Source organism: Paraburkholderia fungorum (assembly GCF_003610895.1).
GTDB classification, from domain to species: domain Bacteria; phylum Pseudomonadota; class Gammaproteobacteria; order Burkholderiales; family Burkholderiaceae; genus Paraburkholderia; species Paraburkholderia fungorum_B.
Genome location: NZ_MCAS01000031.1, coordinates 35787 through 53627, shown reverse-complemented (window position 1 = coordinate 53627; position 17841 = coordinate 35787). Strand labels below are relative to the sequence as shown.

24 protein-coding genes are annotated in these 17841 nt (G+C 62.0%); 15 read left to right on the top strand and 9 right to left on the bottom strand.

Annotated features, from left to right (window positions below; all coding sequences use genetic code 11):
- Positions 1–26: 26 nt before the first annotated feature.
- The 9 genes from BCY88_RS25785 to BCY88_RS25745 all read right to left on the bottom strand — a co-directional run bounded on the left by BCY88_RS25785 (position 27) and on the right by BCY88_RS25745 (position 7154).
- Entirely contained in the window at positions 27–263 is a 237-nt protein-coding gene (locus BCY88_RS25785; protein ID WP_120346993.1) for a (2Fe-2S)-binding protein, read from the bottom strand.
- Positions 264–479: 216 nt separating this feature from the next.
- Positions 480–1367 (bottom strand): glutamate racemase, encoded by an 888-nt coding sequence (gene murI, locus BCY88_RS25780; protein WP_120346992.1) that lies wholly within the window; start codon positions 1365–1367, stop codon positions 480–482.
- 180 nt (positions 1368–1547) lie between these two features.
- Positions 1548–2027 carry a bacterioferritin gene (gene bfr, locus BCY88_RS25775; RefSeq protein WP_090685707.1) on the bottom strand — a complete coding sequence of 160 codons (480 nt, stop codon included), beginning with the start codon at positions 2025–2027 and terminating at the stop codon, positions 1548–1550.
- 195 nt (positions 2028–2222) lie between these two features.
- Entirely contained in the window at positions 2223–3746 is a 1524-nt protein-coding gene (locus BCY88_RS25770) for a fumarate hydratase (protein ID WP_120346991.1), read from the bottom strand.
- A gap of 55 nt (positions 3747–3801) precedes the next feature.
- Positions 3802–4368, bottom strand: a complete 567-nt coding sequence (locus BCY88_RS25765; protein ID WP_259461513.1) for a TIGR00645 family protein — start codon at positions 4366–4368, stop codon at positions 3802–3804.
- A gap of 279 nt (positions 4369–4647) precedes the next feature.
- Complete coding sequence (locus tag BCY88_RS25760) at positions 4648–5541, bottom strand: DMT family transporter (protein WP_120347022.1); 894 nt, start codon at positions 5539–5541, stop codon at positions 4648–4650.
- An 81-nt stretch (positions 5542–5622) separates the two neighbouring features.
- On the bottom strand, positions 5623–6234 hold the full coding sequence (locus tag BCY88_RS25755) for a hypothetical protein (protein ID WP_120346989.1): 612 nt from the start codon (positions 6232–6234) through the stop codon (positions 5623–5625).
- 101 nt (positions 6235–6335) lie between these two features.
- Positions 6336–6716 (bottom strand): hypothetical protein, encoded by a 381-nt coding sequence (locus BCY88_RS25750; protein WP_120346988.1) that lies wholly within the window; start codon positions 6714–6716, stop codon positions 6336–6338.
- A gap of 120 nt (positions 6717–6836) precedes the next feature.
- Positions 6837–7154, bottom strand: coding sequence for a ribbon-helix-helix domain-containing protein (locus tag BCY88_RS25745; RefSeq protein WP_120346987.1), 318 nt, complete (start codon positions 7152–7154; stop codon positions 6837–6839).
- A 39-nt stretch (positions 7155–7193) separates the two neighbouring features.
- On the opposite strand from BCY88_RS25745, the gene BCY88_RS25740 reads away from it, so the two are divergent.
- The 15 genes from BCY88_RS25740 to BCY88_RS25665 all read left to right on the top strand — a co-directional run bounded on the left by BCY88_RS25740 (position 7194) and on the right by BCY88_RS25665 (position 17841).
- Positions 7194–7391, top strand: coding sequence for a hypothetical protein (locus BCY88_RS25740; RefSeq protein WP_120346986.1), 198 nt, complete (start codon positions 7194–7196; stop codon positions 7389–7391).
- A gap of 178 nt (positions 7392–7569) precedes the next feature.
- Complete coding sequence (gene sctC, locus BCY88_RS25735; protein ID WP_183081447.1) at positions 7570–9702, top strand: type III secretion system outer membrane ring subunit SctC; 2133 nt, start codon at positions 7570–7572, stop codon at positions 9700–9702.
- On the top strand, positions 9692–10789 hold the full coding sequence (locus BCY88_RS25725; protein WP_120346985.1) for an FHA domain-containing protein: 1098 nt from the start codon (positions 9692–9694) through the stop codon (positions 10787–10789). Before sctC ends, BCY88_RS25725 begins: the two co-directional genes overlap by 11 nt.
- On the top strand, positions 10767–11024 hold the full coding sequence (locus BCY88_RS25720) for a hypothetical protein (protein WP_259461512.1): 258 nt from the start codon (positions 10767–10769) through the stop codon (positions 11022–11024). The genes BCY88_RS25725 and BCY88_RS25720 overlap by 23 nt, the downstream gene beginning before the upstream one ends.
- Positions 11025–11040: 16 nt before the next feature.
- On the top strand, positions 11041–11373 hold the full coding sequence (locus BCY88_RS25715) for a hypothetical protein (RefSeq protein WP_120346983.1): 333 nt from the start codon (positions 11041–11043) through the stop codon (positions 11371–11373).
- 28 nt (positions 11374–11401) lie between these two features.
- Positions 11402–11887 carry a tetratricopeptide repeat protein gene (locus BCY88_RS25710; RefSeq protein WP_259461511.1) on the top strand — a complete coding sequence of 162 codons (486 nt, stop codon included), beginning with the start codon at positions 11402–11404 and terminating at the stop codon, positions 11885–11887.
- Between the two features lies 1 nt (position 11888).
- A complete protein-coding gene (locus tag BCY88_RS25705; RefSeq protein WP_120346981.1) occupies positions 11889–12212 on the top strand; it encodes an acyl carrier protein in 324 nt (107 codons plus the stop codon).
- Positions 12212–13141 (top strand): type III secretion system inner membrane ring lipoprotein SctJ, encoded by a 930-nt coding sequence (gene sctJ / locus BCY88_RS25700; protein WP_120346980.1) that lies wholly within the window; start codon positions 12212–12214, stop codon positions 13139–13141. Before BCY88_RS25705 ends, sctJ begins: the two co-directional genes overlap by 1 nt.
- Positions 13138–13710: a hypothetical protein gene (locus tag BCY88_RS25695; RefSeq protein ID WP_120346979.1), complete on the top strand. Its 573-nt coding sequence runs from the start codon at positions 13138–13140 to the stop codon at positions 13708–13710. The genes sctJ and BCY88_RS25695 overlap by 4 nt, the downstream gene beginning before the upstream one ends.
- Positions 13704–14495 (top strand): flagellar biosynthesis protein, encoded by a 792-nt coding sequence (locus BCY88_RS25690; protein ID WP_120346978.1) that lies wholly within the window; start codon positions 13704–13706, stop codon positions 14493–14495. The genes BCY88_RS25695 and BCY88_RS25690 overlap by 7 nt, the downstream gene beginning before the upstream one ends.
- Positions 14492–15466 (top strand): FliM/FliN family flagellar motor switch protein, encoded by a 975-nt coding sequence (locus BCY88_RS25685; RefSeq protein WP_120346977.1) that lies wholly within the window; start codon positions 14492–14494, stop codon positions 15464–15466. The genes BCY88_RS25690 and BCY88_RS25685 overlap by 4 nt, the downstream gene beginning before the upstream one ends.
- The gene (locus BCY88_RS25680; protein ID WP_120346976.1) at positions 15463–16107 is read left to right on the top strand and encodes an EscR/YscR/HrcR family type III secretion system export apparatus protein; all 645 of its coding nucleotides are present in this window, start codon (positions 15463–15465) and stop codon (positions 16105–16107) included. Before BCY88_RS25685 ends, BCY88_RS25680 begins: the two co-directional genes overlap by 4 nt.
- Positions 16104–16379, top strand: a complete 276-nt coding sequence (gene sctS / locus BCY88_RS25675; protein WP_120346975.1) for a type III secretion system export apparatus subunit SctS — start codon at positions 16104–16106, stop codon at positions 16377–16379. The genes BCY88_RS25680 and sctS overlap by 4 nt, the downstream gene beginning before the upstream one ends.
- 2 nt (positions 16380–16381) lie before the next feature.
- Positions 16382–17104: an EscT/YscT/HrcT family type III secretion system export apparatus protein gene (locus BCY88_RS25670; protein WP_120346974.1), complete on the top strand. Its 723-nt coding sequence runs from the start codon at positions 16382–16384 to the stop codon at positions 17102–17104.
- Entirely contained in the window at positions 17101–17841 is a 741-nt protein-coding gene (locus tag BCY88_RS25665) for an EscU/YscU/HrcU family type III secretion system export apparatus switch protein (protein ID WP_120346973.1), read from the top strand. The genes BCY88_RS25670 and BCY88_RS25665 overlap by 4 nt, the downstream gene beginning before the upstream one ends.

Genomic DNA, 17841 nt, shown 5'->3' with positions numbered 1-17841 from the left:
GCGTGGGCCGCGCCCTGAAAACGGGCTCAGGCAGCCTTGCGTTCGTAAAACGTCAACGGCATGACCTGCGAGTGATGATCGAAGCCGCAGCGGCTTGCACATACGCCGCTTTCCATCATGACGCCGCGCACGGAATCCGCGCACTTGCCACAGCAGATAGCGACGCCGAGCTCGAACTGAAGTTCGTCGAACGAATCGACGCCTTCCGCGATCGAGGCACGGATCTTTCGGTCAGAAACAGACTTGCAGACACAGACAATCATGGCAGGGCGTCATAGCTAACGTTAATGCGAACTATTATCATTTTGATTGGCCGGTTTGGCAAGCGTCCTGCATCATTTTTTGTAACAAAACCAGACTCTTAGAAGGGTTTCGTCTACCGGCGGGGATTGGGTGCGAGTGGCGGGAAGGGCGCAAAGCCGCCTAAAAAGCACGCGAAAAGGCCGTAGGACGGCCTGAAACGCAGCGCAGGAGGGGTTTTATGCGGCTTGGGAATCCGGCGCTGCCGTGCGGCGCGAAGGGATCACGACCTGGTCGACCGTTGCGTCAATATGCAGCAGGGTCGCGGCGAGTTGCTGCTGATGCCTGCCGTCGTCGGTCGAATAAAAGCGGGTCGGAGCAGCATGGGTGCTTTCCGCGGCGGCGCGCAATCCATGCTGGTCGAGTACCCGTTCCAGCTGGCGCGCGATAGCCACGCTCGTATCGATCAGCATCAGCCGGTCGCCAACGATATCGCGGATCGCCGCGTCGAGAAACGGATAGTGGGTGCAGCCGAGCACCAGGGTGTCGGCGCCGGCGCCGAGCATGGGCTCCAGGTAGCTTCGCAGCAGCGCGCGCAGCTCCGCGGATCCCACATCGCAGCGTTCCACCGCCTGCACGAGCCCATGGCCCGGCTGGCAAAGAAAGCGGCAATCCGTGGCGTAGCGCTCCAGCAGCCCCTGAAAGCGGGCGCTGCGCAAAGTCACCTGGGTGGCGAGCACGCCGGCAACACGCGTTTTCGACTGCAGGGAGGCTGGTTTGACGCCTGGCTCGACCCCCACCAGCGGAATCGCCAGTTTTTCGCGGACCAGCGCGATGGACTGCGCGGTTGCCGTGTTGCATGCAACCACCAACGCCTTTGCGCCTTGCTTCGCGAGCCATTCTCCGATTGCGAGGGTGCGGTCGGCGATGAAGTCGTCGTCACGCTCGCCGTAGGGTGCGTAAAGCGAGTCGGCGACGTAGATGAGCGCTTCGCCGGGCAGTTGCGCCCGGACCGCCCGCAACACCGACAAACCGCCCAGACCCGAATCGAAAATGCCGACCGGCGCCTGCGAACCGCCGCCTGAGGTGGCAATCGGAGTACGCGAAGATGGCGATTCTGTGGACATTGGCGAGAAGGGGACGTGCGGCACACCGGTCACGGGAAACTCACGAAAACGGGGAAGTGCGCAAGTATATCGCCCGCGCGGCGCCCACCCTGACAAATGAGCCGTCCGATAGACAGCCAGGTCAGATGGCGTGTGAGCAGACCCATGGGCCGGCGCGCGGTTTTTCTCAGACTGGTTCGATCAGGATTCGATCGAGCCCATTGCAGTTTGCTGGTAGTTCTGGATGCCGACCTTGTCGATCAGGTCCAGCTGCGTTTCGAGCCAGTCGATGTGTTCTTCTGTGTCGTCGAGAATCTTCACGAAGATTTCGCGCGAGATGAAATCGCGAACCGATTCGCAATACACAATCGCTTCTTTACAGGTGCTTTGTGAAATCTGCTCGAGCTTCAAATCGCATTCGAGGATTTCTTTGGTTTCCTCGCCGATCAGCAGCTTGTGCAGATCTTGCAGGTTCGGCAGGCCGTCGAGCATGAAAATACGTTCGATCAACCAGTCGGCGTGCTTCATCTCGCCGATCGATTCGTCGTATTCATGCTTGCCGAGCTTCTCGAGACCCCAGTGCTTGTACATCCGCGCGTGCAGGAAGTACTGGTTGATCGCGGTCAGTTCGTTTTTCAACTGTGAGTTGAGATATTCGATGACCTTCTTGTCGCCTTGCATGATGTGTCCTTGTAGGGGATTTGAATTTCCCAGAACAATAAACGGCGAAACGCAAAAAGCCAAGGCAAAAAACAGATTTTCGCCTGATTTCAGAGGGTTTTTCGCGTGATGCGTACCGTTCTCATTTCATCATAAAAAAAGCCGGGGTTTCAGGCCCCGGCTTTAAATTATTCAGCGCACTTCAGTCAATAGCGATCAGGCCGTCGCGACCGGAATCTTGCCGATCTTCGCTTGCCATTCCTTCGGGCCGGTCTGGTGCACCGAGGTGCCGTTCGAATCGACGGCAACCGTCACGGGCATGTCCTGCACGTCGAACTCGTAGATTGCTTCCATGCCGAGGTCTTCGAACGCGAGAACCTTGGCGCTGCGAATCGCCTTCGATACGAGGTAAGCCGCACCGCCCACCGCCATCAAATACGCGGCCTTGTGCTTCTTGATCGCCTCGATCGCGACCGGGCCACGCTCGGCCTTGCCGATCATCGAGATGAGGCCGGTCTGCGACAGCATGGTCTCAGTGAATTTGTCCATGCGCGTGGCGGTGGTTGGGCCTGCGGGGCCCACTGCCTCGTCGCGTACCGGATCGACCGGGCCGACGTAATAGATCACGCGATTCGTGAAGTCGACCGGCAGCTTTTCGCCCTTGGCGAGCATGTCGGCGATGCGCTTGTGTGCAGCGTCGCGGCCCGTCAACATCTTGCCCGACAGCAGCAGCGTTTGACCCGGCTTCCAGCTGGCGACTTCTTCCGGCGTCAACGTGTTCAGATCGACGCGCTGGCTCTTTTCCGTGTCCGGTTCCCACTGCACCTTCGGCCATGCGTCGAGCGACGGCGCTTCGAGCTTTGCCACGCCCGAGCCATCGAGTGTGAAATGCGCGTGACGGGTCGCCGCGCAGTTCGGGATGATCGCGATCGGCTTGCTCGCCGCGTGCGTCGGTGCGGCCATGATCTTCACGTCGAGCACCGTGGCGAGACCGCCGAGGCCTTGTGCGCCGATGCCGAGCGCGTTGACTTTCTCGTGCAGTTCGACGCGCAGTTCTTCGATCCAGTCTTGCGGGCCGCGTGCGATCACGTCCTGAATGTCGATCGGGTCCATCAGCGATTCTTTCGCCATCACCATCGCTTTCTCAGCGGTGCCGCCGATGCCGATGCCGAGCATGCCCGGCGGGCACCAGCCTGCGCCCATGGTCGGCACGGTCTTCAGAATCCAGTCGACGATCGAGTCCGACGGGTTCAGCATCGCGAACTTCGACTTGTTTTCCGAGCCGCCGCCCTTGGCCGCGACCTGCACGTCGACCTTGTCGCCCGGCACGATCTCGTAGTGGATCACGGCCGGTGTGTTGTCTTTCGTGTTCTTGCGGGCGCCTTCAGGCGGGCTCACGATCGATGCACGCAGCACGTTGTCCGGGTTCAGATAACCGCGGCGCACACCTTCGTTGATCATCTCGGTGACGCCCATCGTCGCACCGTCCCAACGCACGTCCATGCCGACCTTCACGAACACCGTGACGATACCGGTGTCCTGGCAGATCGGGCGCTTGCCTTCGGCGCACATGCGGCTGTTGGTGAGAATCTGCGCGATCGCATCCTTCGCGGCCGGGCTCTCTTCGAGCTCGTAAGCGCGGCCCAAGGCCTGGATGTAATCGAGCGGGTGGTAATAGCTGATGTACTGAAGCGAATCAGCAATGCTCTGAATCAGATCTTCCTGTTTGATGACGGTCATGGCTAGCTCAGTGGGGACAATGGCGCTTGTTATTCCGACACGCAGGGCAGTGCGGTCAGTCGTGCGCCTTCAGGGGAGTGGAATCGTGGGAACTCACGACATGCAGCGCCGCGGGTTCCTGAAAGTGTTTCGGGTGCGTATGCGTGGTGAGCCGGTCGACGAGCGCCATTACCAGCGCCGAGACGAGGAACGCAACGTGAATGATGACCTGCCACATGATGGCATGCGTCGAATTCTGGTCGGGGCTGATGAAGGTCTTCAGCAGATGGATCGACGAGATACTGATCAGCGCCATCGACAGTTTGACTTTCAGCACGCCGGCGTTGACATGGTCGAGCCATTCCGGTTCGTCCGGATGACCTTCAACGCCCAGGCGTGATACGAAAGTTTCATACCCGCCGATGATCACCATGATCAGCAGGTTCGAGATCATCACCACGTCGATCAGGCCGAGTACCACCAGCATGATGTTGGTTTCGTCGAGCGTCATGGACGCGCTGACCAGATGCCAGACTTCTTTCAGGAACAGAACGACGTAGACCGCCTGGGCGACGATCAGGCCCAGGTAGAGCGGCACTTGCAGCCAGCGGCTCATGAAGATGATGACGGGCAGCGGACGCATCGGGCGGCGCGTGTTACCAGCGGAGGTGGGGCGCGGTGCGGACATGGGCAAGAGTCAGATGAAACGCAGGTGACAGAACACGGACTAAATGTGCTGACCCGAAGCGCGAATCAAACGCGCGATCGAGCACGCAAACCAGGGCGCAGACAGCGCGGTACGCGGCCAGAAAGGCCAGAGAAGCTCGCGTCAGGCGCGCTATTGTACCGCGTCAGATGGATTTGCTGCGGCGCGGCGGGCAGTGCGGGAGGGTGGCGCCGCCAGGGTGCTCAGCCTGGTCCCTTACGACGTTACCGGCGGTACCCGCTTGACCTTCAGGCTCGCCAGCCCGATCCCGGCCACCACGCAGGCGAGCGCGATGCCGTGCGCGAGCGTGGGCCGTTCATCGAGAAAAACGATACCGTAGATGGCCGCGGCCACCGGCAGCACGGCACTGAACACGCCCGCAAGGCTGCCCGGCACATGACGAATGCCCTTCATCCACAGCCAGAACGAGAAGATGCTCGCCGACAGCCCATACCACAGCACCAGCGTCCAGACGCCGACCGGCACCGCGCGATAGTCGAAGTGCACCAATGCGGTGGCGCCGAGCGGCAGCATCAGCAGCAGGCCGAACAGATGCGTATAGGCGCAGATGTCGATCGGCGCCAGCGTCTGCGTTAAACGGCGCGACAGGATGATGTACAGCGATTCGCAGCACACGGCGCCCAGCACCATCAGATTGCCTGTGAACGAAGTCTCGCCGCTCGCATTCTCATCCACATGGGCCAGATTGATGACGATCACGCCGACGATCGCCAGCGCGATCGACACGAGTGCCCGACCGTTCGGACGCTCTTTGAGGATCAGCCACGAGAGCAGCGCGACGACAGCGGGAATCGTGCTGGTGATGACGCCGGCTGCGACCGCGCTCGTGCGTTGCACGCCGCCCAGCATGAGAAGCGTGAACCCGAAGGTGCCGAACAGCGCCTGCAAAAACAGGTTGAGCCATTCATCGCGTTTGACGCGGCGCAGCTTGGCCACGCGCAGCAGCGGCCACAGCACCGCCATGGCGATCACGAAACGCAGCAGCGCGAACAGGGGGACGGGGACAAACTCGACGATCGATTTACCGATTCCGACATTGCTGCCGACCAGCAGCATCGAGGTAATGAGAAGCAGGGAGTAACGATTCAATTCGAAGATCCGGATAAGAGCGCGCATCAGCCTTGCAGTTTACCGGAGCGGTCGGTCAACCGCACACACCGGCTGCCTGTGTCAGGCGCCTCGGGCACCGTTGTAGAGGTCATAGGGTGTGCCGCATGCGGAGTTGGCCCGGGCGAAATGCGCGACGATACGAGGGCGGCCAGGACCCGCTGCATCCTGGCTCCGAATGATGCGCAGACCCGTCAGGCGCAGCGGGGTCCCTGGCGGCACGATGACATGATCGGCAAGCAGGGCTGTCGACAGATTCTTCTGTGGGACCGACTCGTCAAAGATCGAGAACAGCTGGTAGGCACCGGCACGCGGTTGTGCCGCATTTCTTGCCCATGCCGCCGCATTGGACGGCAGGACAAAGGCGCACTGTGCTCCGAGGTCGACAAAATGCCGGCCTCGGCCGTGTTGTAGCATGGCGAGTCCTTCGCGAGAGATCTGCGACACCCGGTACGAGGTGCCCACGTAATCCTGCATTAACTGCAATTCGTCGAGGAAACGCTGCACGACTGCGTCTGGCGGCGAGGCGCTGCGCAGCGTCTCGCCGATATGGCGATGGCTATCGCTATCGCCGACAAAACCGGTAATGGCCGAGTGCAATCCTGCATTGGAGTGTCGCGCGAGGCCGTCGATTCGCTTGCGATCGACGGGACCCGGCCCGAGAGAATTCATCATTGCGTCCTGAAAGAAAGGCGGGATTCGAAGCGGGGCGGTATACGGGATGCCGCCCCGAGACCGGCCGAGTCTGCGCGACGGCCAGACCGTTCAGGGTGCCGTCAAGCGGCGCCCGAACCCGATGAGCCAGACGAACCCGATGAACCTGCCTGGCCCATCATCGACGTGAACATGCTCATAAGTGGCGAAACCACTTGCGCCGCGGCGGAAATGGCTGTTTTGATGAGGTCCATGATCTGGCTCATCATCTCGCTGCCGCCACTTCCGCTCCCCTGCGCCGATGAGTCGGCGCCCTGTGCTGCCTGGCCGTCACCACCCGCTCCCGCGCAAGACGTATTGCCGGCATCCCCGGTTTTGTCGGTGGAAAACGTGCGCACGGAGGCGAAGTGCGCCTCGGTCTGCATGCCGCTTTGAGCCGGTGCGGACGTGCTGCTCATGTGGAGCTGCGTGCTGTTGCCCATGTTGTTGATCGCATTCGTCATGATCAAATCCTTGTGATTAAAAATTTAAACTGATCAGTTGTTTTTTTCGCGTGAGTAATTGCGCGTCGCGACATATAAGGGAATGGATGCGTCTATTCCGATGAACCTCCTTGCAGGTTATTAAAATGCGTTGACCGGCGCGTCTGGATCGAGTGTCCTCATATCGATCAGATGCTTCTGTTCTATTATTTGAGTGACGCAAATAATTCTGATAAGTCCAGTGAAATTGCAGACGGTTTCTTGCGTCATATCAATATCGATAGCCCATTTTGAAATTAACTTGCCGACTGTCAGAGATTCCTGACGCGCAATTTCTTCGATGATTCGCCAGTAAATTTCCTCGAGTCGCAGACATGTTGCAAAACCGTTAATTCTGATTGAGCGTAGTCTTGGTTTTGCAAGCTGAGGCGTGAAGTTGCAATACCGTGTCATCCGCATGTCGACGCTTCTGTAGGAACCGGCAGGAGCGAAGCATCCATGAAGATCTCGAAGCCCACCAAGGCCCTGAACAAGATCGAGAAAGTCAAAGAGTTGTGGTTTGGGTTGAATGGTTTACCTGTCATAAGCGAATTAATCGAATTGTCGGTTCGTCAATCCTCTTCCTTTGCTAACGCAGAAGGTCATACAGATATAAGACTTGCGACAATGTGTATCTTCAGCCTATTTTTGGGATAAAAAATTCATTTTGATTAATTTGAGGTGAAGATGAAATCCTGGTCTTGAAATTCTGTTCGGTAAGGGGCGTGGCGCGCTCGACATTCCGGGGATGTCGTATATGTGTATGACCATGGAGTGTTGAAGCGCCATTAAATTTCTGGCTAACGTAGTCAATAAACGCAGCCAGGGATTTTTAATGCTAATGATGTGGCGCAACGATTCGATCATCAAGAAGGGCGGCAAACCCTCGTCCTTGCAGCCGTACGCGATCCGGGGCGCCGTGCGCCATATCGCGGGGCTGCTCGGCGTGGCCTGTCCGGCACTGCTGATGTCCACGGCCGACGCCGCGACTCCCGTTTGGCGCGGTGCACCGATTCACTATGCGGTGAACGGCGCACCACTGCCCGACGTGTTGCGTGATGTGCTCGCCGTCGAAGGCTTGAGCGCCGACATCGGTCGCGACGTAAAAGGAGCGGTCAACGGCCGCTTCGACGACACGCCTGGCAACGTCTTCACCCAACTGGCGGAGGCGTACGGCCTCGTCTGGTACTTCGACGGCAAGGTGATGCACGTCGCGACGGCTTCGGACGTGCGCAGCCGGGTTATTCCGTTTGCTCCGATGACCCGCGAAGCGGTTGCATCGCTGCTTCGCAACCTCGATCTCGACGACCCGCGCCTGCCGATCAGATATTCGGCGACCACGGTCAAGGTTGCGGGTCCGTCGAAGTTCGTCGACGCGGTGACGGAGGCGATCGACAAGGCGCAGCGGCAGACTACGGTCGAGCCGTCGTTCGACGAGACCGCGATCCGCGTTTTCCCGCTGCGCTACGCGCAGGCGCAGGACGTTCACTACAGCGTGGGAGCACAGGAGCAGCTCGTGCCTGGCGTCGCTTCGCTGCTGCGCCAGTTGATGACGGACACCTGGCAGTCGACTGCGTCGCGCACAACGCGTGCGCGCACCGATGCGCGGGCCGAGCAGCGCGCCGATGATCGCAGCGCGCGCGGCGGCCCGCCGCCGCTGCCAAGCCTGCTCGGTCTCGGTCTTGGCGGCGCGTCGCCCGCAGGCAATGTTGAGCGGCCGCCACTGCCAGACGCTGACACCGCGCAGCCCCCCGTGACCCCCGCGCGGCGCAATATCGTCGCCGATCAGCGCACCAACGCGGTGGTCATCAGCGACCTCGTCTCGATGATGCCGAATTACGAGCGCGCCATCGCGATGCTCGACCAGCCTCAGGAACTGGTGGAAATCGACGCCGTGGTGATCGACGTATCGTCGAATGCCGCACGCTCGCTCGGCGTGCAATGGGGCGGCGCAAATGGACGTATCAACGGCGCTTCCGGGACCGCAAGCGCGCCGTTGGCGTTCCGCGCTCCGAAGCTGGCGACGCCGGCTAGCGCATTAACCGGACTGAACCTCGCGACGCTGGTCGGCAACTCGGCGCAATACCTGTTTGCACAGATCCATGCATTGGAAGATGCCGGTCAGGCGCGTGTGCTGTCGCGCCCGCAGGTGCTCACGCTGAACAACACGGAAGCGGCCCTGACTTCGCGCAGTTCGGTCTATGTGCGCGTGGCGGGTAATCAGGCCGTCGATCTCTTCAACATCGACACCGGGATGACCCTGAAGGTGACGCCGAGCGTTGAATCGGGCGGTGAGCCTCGCCGCAATATCCGGCTGAACATCCAGATCGAAGACGGCACATTCAACACGCTGGTGACGGTGGACGGTATTCCGAAGGTCGACAACCATTCGGTCGTCACCCAGGCGATCGTGCGCGACGGTGACAGTCTGCTGATAGGCGGCTATCAATATGAGCGCAGCGAGAGCACGACGTCGAAGGTGCCGGTGCTCGGCGACGTGCCGTACCTCGGTGCGCTGTTCCGGGATACCCAGACGACGCATGAGCGCCTCGAACGGCTGATCCTGATTACGCCGCGGCTCAAACGTCTGTCGGGTGACGTTGAGCCGGACACGGCGCAGGCCGCAGCGGGAATGCCGGTGGGCGCCGTTCGCCCGGATCCCGACGCGATCCTCGCGCAGCGGTCTGGCGTAGTGGCTGCCTTGTCCGCGCTGGCACCGCCAACGGGCGGTGCTGCGGCGGAACCCGCGAAACCTGCCGGGGCCACGGCAGCGGTTGCGCAGAACGCCGACGTCGTATCGCGGACGCTGACGCAAGCCGCTGCGAGCGCCGCGCCACCGCCACCGCCACCGCCACCGCCACCGCCACCGCCACCGCCACCGCCACCGTACCCATCGCGATCACATTGGTCGTCATCCGATTTGCCGCTGGTGAGCAAGATGCCGTGGGAGCGTCGCGATGAACGCTGATGCGCTGATTGTGGTGATGGAGGGCGTGCACACCGGCGCGAGCGTGGTGCTGCCGGCTGACCGGCCGCTGCGGATAGGCAGTGGCGCGGATGCCGACCTGATGGTGATAGACGAGGGCGTCGAACCCCTGCACGTTACCGTCGAGCTGCACGGCACGGGACTCGTGCTGGTTGCCCACCAGGCGAAAGTCACGGTGTTCGGCCGGCCCCTGCCGCCGGGGCGGCGCGTGACAGTGGAGCGCGGCGCACGGTTTTCAGCGGGCGTCGTTACTTTTCAGTTCAGCGGCCGCGATGCGCCGGGTGAGGCAATGACGCGTGACGCCGAGCGCGCCTATCTGCTGCGTCATGCGCAGCTTGTGTATCTCGGCAAACGCTGGTCGGATGCGTCGCGCGTCACCAAAGCAGTGGTCTTCGGGATGCCGTTTGCCTTGGCGCTGCTGGCCTGGATCTCGTCTACCCAGTGGTCTGGCGTACCGCGCGCGACGCGTCCCAACGACGCATTCCGTCTGGTGACGAAACATCTCGACCCGAGGACCGGCGCACTCGTCTACGAGGGCTATGTACAGTCGCCCGCTGATCTGGCCGCACTAACCGCCAGTGCGTGGTCACAGAAGCGGGCGCTGGTGATGCACGTGATCGTGCTCGCGCAGTTGCAGGAACAGGTCGAAGAGTTTCTCGCGCGCTACTACCGCGGCGCGGAGGTGCACCCCGCGGGGCCCGGTACGTTCACGGCGACGCTGCCGGTGGCCCAGGGCTTCATATCGCCTGAATCGTGGGACTACGCGCGCATCGCCCGCCTGGCGAGTGCCGAGATCAGCGGACTGCGTGGTCTCACTTTTCCCGGCCACGTGCAGCAGGGCGAGCGCGTGCGCGTGCCGCTCGAAGCACTCGGCCTGAATCTGCTCAGCGGCCGTCACGCAGTCTGGCTTACCGATGCGCAGGGCGTGCGCTACTTCCCAGGCGCACGACTGCCAATAGGACGGATCACGCGACTATCGACCTGTTCTGCGTACATCTTGCGCGATGACGATGGTTCGATCTACGAATTTTTTATGGATGCTGCTCATGCCCCAAAACAATGCCAATAAGAGCACGCTTGGCGCGTGCGCCGATTTGCGGCTGGAAGCTCAACTCGCCGAAGGCGGCGGAGCCGGTCGTGAGTTGATCGCGGCGCGGCTGACTGCTGAGATCAGTCGCGTTAGCGATGCGCTCGTGACGGCGGCGCCGACCGTGAAAAATGAACTGGTTCTGCTTGTCGAGTGTTTGCGAGCGGCTCGACTGGTGGTGGAACGAAGCGCGAGCTTCACAAACGCTCGGGATTAAATTTAGGAATCCAGAAATGAGTGAGATTAATACGACCATGTCTCCGAATTCGGGAGGCAGCAGTTTCTCCGGCGGCGGTGGTAGCGGTGGCAGCTCGGTGGTCGGCGACACAGGAGGCGTGTCGGCCCAGAAGGTTGTCGAAGTGCTGGCGAAGATTCTCGAGAAGCAGAACAAGGACTTCGACAACAAATTGAAGCAGGCCGAAGTCGCCGACGACAAGCAGCAGAACGTCGCAATGCTGAAGGTCCAGCAGGCGATGGGCTCGGTCAATACGACCCAGAGTGCAGCAACGTCGTGCATCCAGGGTTTGACCGACGCGCAGAAGGAAACGGCGCGCTCTTCCAAGTAACGTTTTTTTAACCAGGACGGAGACGCCCTTGTGGCGTCTTCGGGAGCTATTGCAGATGCAGGACGACACACTGGAACTGCTGATTTCAATCGGTCACTACGCTCGCGTCCATCGACGCTTCGACGAGGCGCACTACCTGTTCGACCGGCTGGCCCTGCTGTATCCGCAGCGAGCCTTTCCGTACCTCGGGCAGGGTCTTGTCGAACTCGACCGTGCGAACTACCGCGGCGCGTCGCTGTTGTTCGGCCGGGCGCTCGCGATTGTGCCGGACAGCGCGCTGGCGTGTGCCTGGCTCGGCGTGTGCCAGATTTTCGAAGGGCAATACGCGCTCGGCGCACGCACGCTGATGAAGGTGACGGATGCCGACGAACCTGCTGCGAGTTCGATGGCGGCGGCATTTCTGAATCTGCCCGAATGCGCACCTTACGCGCGCGCTGCTCACGCCGCGCAGGCTGCGCCAGCTGCGGCTTTTCTTTCAACCATAGAACGACTGACCAATCTAGGCGAGCATTGATATGTTGCAACCTCCCGTCACCACCACGCCGACGCAAGCCGGCTCGTTGTCCCCTGTGGCTCCCGTCATGGGCCTGTCCGCTAACGATTCGGGCGACGGCGCGTCGCTATTCGAGCGTCTGATGGCGCATGCAGAGGGCATGCAGGACAAGTCGTCACAGCAACTGTCGCAGCACCTCGATCAACTCGACTCAGGCCGCATCTCGACGTCCGACATGCTGCGTCTGCAGGCCGACATGGGCGCCTTCGCAGTGAAGGTGCAGATGACGGTACGTGTGGCCGACGAGATCGGCCGCGCCATCCAGACATTGACGCAACGAAGCTGATGCGCCGCACCCTGATCCTGCTGCCGGTCCTGCTTTTCCTCGCCGGCTGCAGAACCTCGCTTTTTGAAGGCCTGGACGAGGACCAGGCGAATCGCATCGTCGCCGCGCTGAGCCATCACGGCATTAACGGCTACAAGGAGCGCAGCGCGGACCGGACCTGGAACGTTTCGGTCGACGACGCCGACGCGGTGGTCGCCACCGAGCTTGCCAGCGCGTACGCACTGCCGCGCGGCGGCCACGCGAATCTCGGCGACCTGTTTAGCCGCCAGGGGTTGATCTCGAGCCCCGAGGAGGATCGCGTCCGCTACGTGTATGGGCTGTCACAGGAGCTGTCCGAAACACTTGAAAAGATGGACGGCGTACTGGTTGCCCGCGTGCACATTGTGCTGCCGCAAAAAGACCCGATGGACCCCGCGCAGGACACGTTGCCCTCGGCGTCCGTGATGATGCGCTACCGCAGCGACTACAACATCGAGCTGATGCGCGACAGGATTCGCGCACTGGTGGCGGGCAGTGTGGAAGGGTTGACGCCCGCGCGCGTGTCGTTGACGTTGCTGCCGGTGACGCCGGTGCTGAGCTTCCCAGCCAATTGCAGCGACGGCGCCGACGTTGCCAGTGCCGCGGGCGCGGTCGAAGCAACGACTTGTGCGCAGGACAGCGGCAAAGCGTCGATGCGCACCACGGCGATGCTAGGTGTGATGACCTTGCTCGTGCTGCTGGGGGCCGGCTTCATGTGGCTGTGGCGCTCGGAAACGCGCACCTGGTTCAAACGGAAGACGCCCACGCGCAATGCCGGATTACCGCCCGCGGACTCCGGCCCTTCTGCGCCACAAACACGACGCGACGCCGCTGACGCAAACGCCGTGGACATTGCGGACGCCGATATCCGTCCGTCGAAATCCACGACCCGCACCGGAGACGACGCATGAAGCACGCCTATACCTGCGCACCCGCTCACTGGGCGCATCACAGCTGGCTCGAAACTGGGCAACCGATTCGTCACGAGCGTGCCGCGCGTGCTGCCCATGCCTTTCTGTTCAGTCGTTACCCGCAACTCGTTCAGGTGGCGCTTGCCGACGTGCCGGCAGTCCTGCCGCTCTGGCCGAGGCCGGCGTGCGCGCGCCTGTGCCGGATCGTTGCCGCGCTCGCGTTCGCCCGTTCGTTGCGCCGTGTAGTCACTGCCCGGGCTCGTGTTGCGTTGGCGCTCAGCGTCGCGCCGCGCCTGCTCGCTGCGATTCAGCGGCACCCGCGTGCCGGCGCGGCCGACCTGAAAGTCGAGCCGGCACCGGTGCTATCCAGCCGGCGCGACATGACGGCGCTCGGACTGGCGTTGGCCATGCAGGCGGTGGACTCCCGCTATGCGTTCTGGTGGAGCCTGCGCCTGCCGCGTGAGATAGCCGAGGCCGCTGCCCATTATCGGGTGCATGGATTCTCGGCGCTCGACGCGCGCGAACTGGTTGCCGACGCGCAGCGTTTGATGGAGGCGCACTCATGCTGATCTGCCGAATGGGCGCGTGGCGGATCGAATCCGACGGTCATTTGAGCGCGCTCGAACTGACGTCGCTCGACGGTCTTCGTGCAGTCGAAGCGGCGCGCGCAGCCGAGGCGGCACAAGAACGTGCTCGTCTCGCCTCGCAGGTGCGTGAACTCAAACGCCGTGCGTGGCGTCGCGGCCAATCAGCCGGCAAGGCCGCTGTGTTGCGTGAGCACGTCGGCTGTGCGGCTGCCGCGGCTTTTGCCGCGCATCGCTTGCAGGACCGGTTGACGCAGATCGTGCTGAGCGCGGTGAGCGACATTGTCGGCGGGCTGCCGCCATCGGCCACGTTGACCAATCAGTTGCGCCGCGCGGTCGCCGTGTCTCAGTCGCAACGACTCGTATCTGTGCGTGTTGCCAGGCCGGTGTTCAAGGACGCCGCGCAACTGATCGCAACGATCGAGCAGGAACTCGGCACACCGCTTTGCACGGTTCTGGCCGATGCGGGATTGCCTGCGCATTCGTGTGTCATCGAAACCGAGGCGGGCGTGATCGACGGGGGCCTGAAGGTGCAACTGCGGGCGCTGGAGCGCGGCATCCGTGACGGCGTGGCGCACGTATTGCGGACTTACGATCTTGCTGACGGGTCGGGGCGTACAGCGCTCGACAACGTCGAGCGTGGCGTGAGGCTGACGCTGGCCGTGCTGGCCGGTCCACGGTCGCCTGCACCTCCATCCCCTCCGCCTGCACCCGCTTCACCGATTCCGGCTCGGGTAATTCAACGCCGGCTCGCGCGGGAGGTGGCATGAGTCTCTGGCCGGATCTGGAAATCCTCGCGCGGTCCGACGCCGAGCGCCACAACCTGGCGATCCGGCACTTCGGCCGGCCACAGGCAGTACGCGTTGGCACACGACGTTTCACGCTGGAGTTCGAGCCGTGCCGCGCGCGTTATCCATTGCTGGTGTCCGGTACGGCGGCGCATGCACCGTTCAGCGCCGCATGCGATGCCGGCGCGCTGCTGCCGGAGTTGACGCCATCAGTGATCGCCGAGCGCGGTGACACAGCCGTGATGCACGTTGTCGACGCGCTGAACGACTGGCTGTGCGCACTGGAAGGGCTGTTCGGTTTCACGATCGACATCACCGCCGTCGCTTTCGATGGGCTCACGCAACCGGGCGCGTACGGCCTCGCCGTTACGCACGCGGCAAGCGGTCGTGCTGCTCATTTCGCGTTTTGCAGCCCTGCAGTCGATGCCTGGCTGCAACGACGCCTGCCGGCGCCGGCGCCGTCCAGCGAGGCGCTGTTGCGTCGCCTGTATGTGCGCTTGCCGATCTGTATGGCCGGCCCGGCAATGTCGCTGCCGCGGCTGCGCAAGATCGCGGTGGGGCACGCCCTGCTGTTCGACCGTCATTCGTGTTATCTGCGCGTGCCGTTGCGGTTGGGCGCGTGCCGGATTTTGTTGAAGTTCACTGAGGAGTACACCTTGATAGACCATGTCCTGAATGATGAAACCCCGCCCGTTGAAGTGACCAGCGAGCTGTTGCCTATCGATAGCCTGACGTTCGCGTTCGACGCAATGCTCGGCACGCTGTCGTTGTCGGTTGCCGAACTGGCCCATCTGCGCCAGGGATCGATTGTCGGCTTCCGGCTACCCGCGAATGAGCGGACGGTCACGCTGCTGTGTCAGGGCATCCCGTTCGCACGTGGCGAGCTGATCGATATCGAGGGTTCGTTGGGCGTGCGCGTGACCCGGCTAACCCAGGAGGATCTGCCGGCATGACCGCTCAACTCGATCAGCTGCAGACCGTCAGCATGTTCTTCATGCTCGGTCTGCTCCCGCTTGCGGTCGTCATGACGACTTCGTTCACGAAGTTCAGCATTGTGCTGACGCTGCTGCGCTCGGCGCTCGGTGTGCAGCAGGCACCGAGCAATCTGGTGATTTCGGGGCTCGCGCTCGCGGCAACGCTGGTCGTGATGTCGCCTACCGTCACGAAGATTGAAGCCGCGCTGCCGGCCAACGACAGCGGCGATGTTGTGATGCCGCGTCCCTCCGAGCTGTGGCAGGCGGTTCGAGGTCCGCTCGGTGAATTCATGCTGAAGCATTCGCGGCCCGACGAGCGCAAGTTCCTCGTGGGCGCCGCGAAGCGGATCGATCCCGGGCACGATGCCCAGGAGACCGATTTTCAGCTGCTGATTCCTGCGTTTCTGATCGGCGAAATAGCGAGCGGGTTCGAGGCGGGTTTTCTGCTCTACATCGCTTTTCTGGTGGTGGATCTGGTCGTCGCCAACGTGCTGAGCGCCATGGGCATGATGATGCTGTCGCCCAGCACGGTGTCGATTCCACTGAAGCTTTTTGTCTTCGTGTCGGTGTCAGGTATCTCGAAGCTGATGCACGGCCTTATTGTCGGCTATGCCAAATGAACAGTGCTCCGTCTCTTGCCACGTTGTCCAGTGATGCACTCATGCTGGTGTTCTGGTTGTCGCTGCCCGCTCTCGCTGTGGCGACGGTCGTCGGTTTGCTGATCGGCCTTCTGCAGTCGATCACACAAATACAGGACCAGAGCCTGCCTTACGGTGCAAAGATCATCTGCGTCGGTGCGGTGCTGATCGTTACCGCTCCCTGGGCGAGCCGCGAGCTCACGCGCTTTCTCACTCATGTGTTTACCTTCATCGCCGCGGGACGCCTGCATTGAACATGAACTACACCGGCTACTTCGAGGGTTTTGCGTTCTGTGCGATCAGGCCTGCAGTGGCGCTGTTTCTCATCCCGTTTGGTCAAAGCGGCTCGCTTGGCATCCTGCTGCGGCTGCCGATGCTGCTAGCGCTTGCCATGCTGCCTCAACAGATCGGCTGGCCGGCGCCGCTGCTGCCCGCGATCTGCGTCGAAGCGGCGACTGGTGCTGCGCTCGGCTTGCTGCTCGGCACGATCTTTCACGCGGCGGCAGCAGCGGGCGCGATACTTGATCAGCAGGGTGGCTACTCCAGCGCGGCGATCTATGATCCGCACTTCCAGCAAGAAGCGGCGATATTCGAAACGATGTTTTCGCAGTTTGCCGCCCTGACGCTCTTTACGGGGCCAGGGCTGCCGCTGCTGTTCGGCTATTTCACGGATGCGTGGGTGCTCTGGCCGCCGGGCCGTCTGCATCCTGATCTGAGCGACTTGTTCCGAAATCTTGCGTTGCGCGACCTGCCGGGCTCGCTGACCGAGGGCGTACGGCTCGCCAGTCCATTGCTTGGTCTTGCGCTGCTGATCGATCTCGCCTTCGGGTTGATGTCGCGGCACGCGAGACGGCTTAATCCGTTCGCGACCGCGCGCACCGTCAAGGCAATGATCCTGCCGTTTGCTGCGATGCTCAGCGTGCCGGTGCTGTTTGCCCAGTTGCGTATCGCCTTCGATCATGTGATCCATCTGCGATGAGTAACAAGACCGAAGCTCCGACCCCCAAGCGGATCCGCCGCGCGCGAAAGGACGGCGACATCGCGAAGAGCATGCACCTGACGGTCGCGTTCAGCGGTCTGTGCTGGTGGCTGTATCTATTCATCGAGGCCCCGCGGCTGTATGCCTTGTGCGCGAGGCTGATGGTGCATATGACGACACTGGACCCCAACCTTGTGTTCGGCGACCGGCTTGTATCGACGCTCGCCGCGCTGAACGCGTTCATGGCGCTGGTACTGAGCACGGTCGGCGTCGGCGTGCTCGCCGTTCTGGTGCCGGAACTGGTGCAGACGCGCGGACTGCTCGCGTGGAAGCGCGTAACACCCGACGTGAAGCGTCTGAACCCGGTCAACGGGCTCAAGCAGATGTTCAGCCTGCGACTGCTGTGGGACACGGTACTCACGCTGCTGCAGTTCGCGATCCTGCTCTTTCTTTTCGCGCAGGCGCTCGCCGCATGGCTGCGGCAACTCGCGTCCATCTGGGCTTTCTCGCTGCCGGTTCACCTGGGCTACACGGCGATCTCGCACTCGCATCTGCTGGCCTGGATAACCGCATCGCAGATCGTGCCCGCCGCCGCCGACTATTTCATCCAGCGCTTTCTGTGGCTGCGCGAAATGCGCATGGACAAGAGCGAAATCAAACGGGAATTCCGCGACGACGAAGGCGACCTCTACGTAAAAAACCGTCGCCGCACGCTTCATCGGGAGCTTGGTCAATAA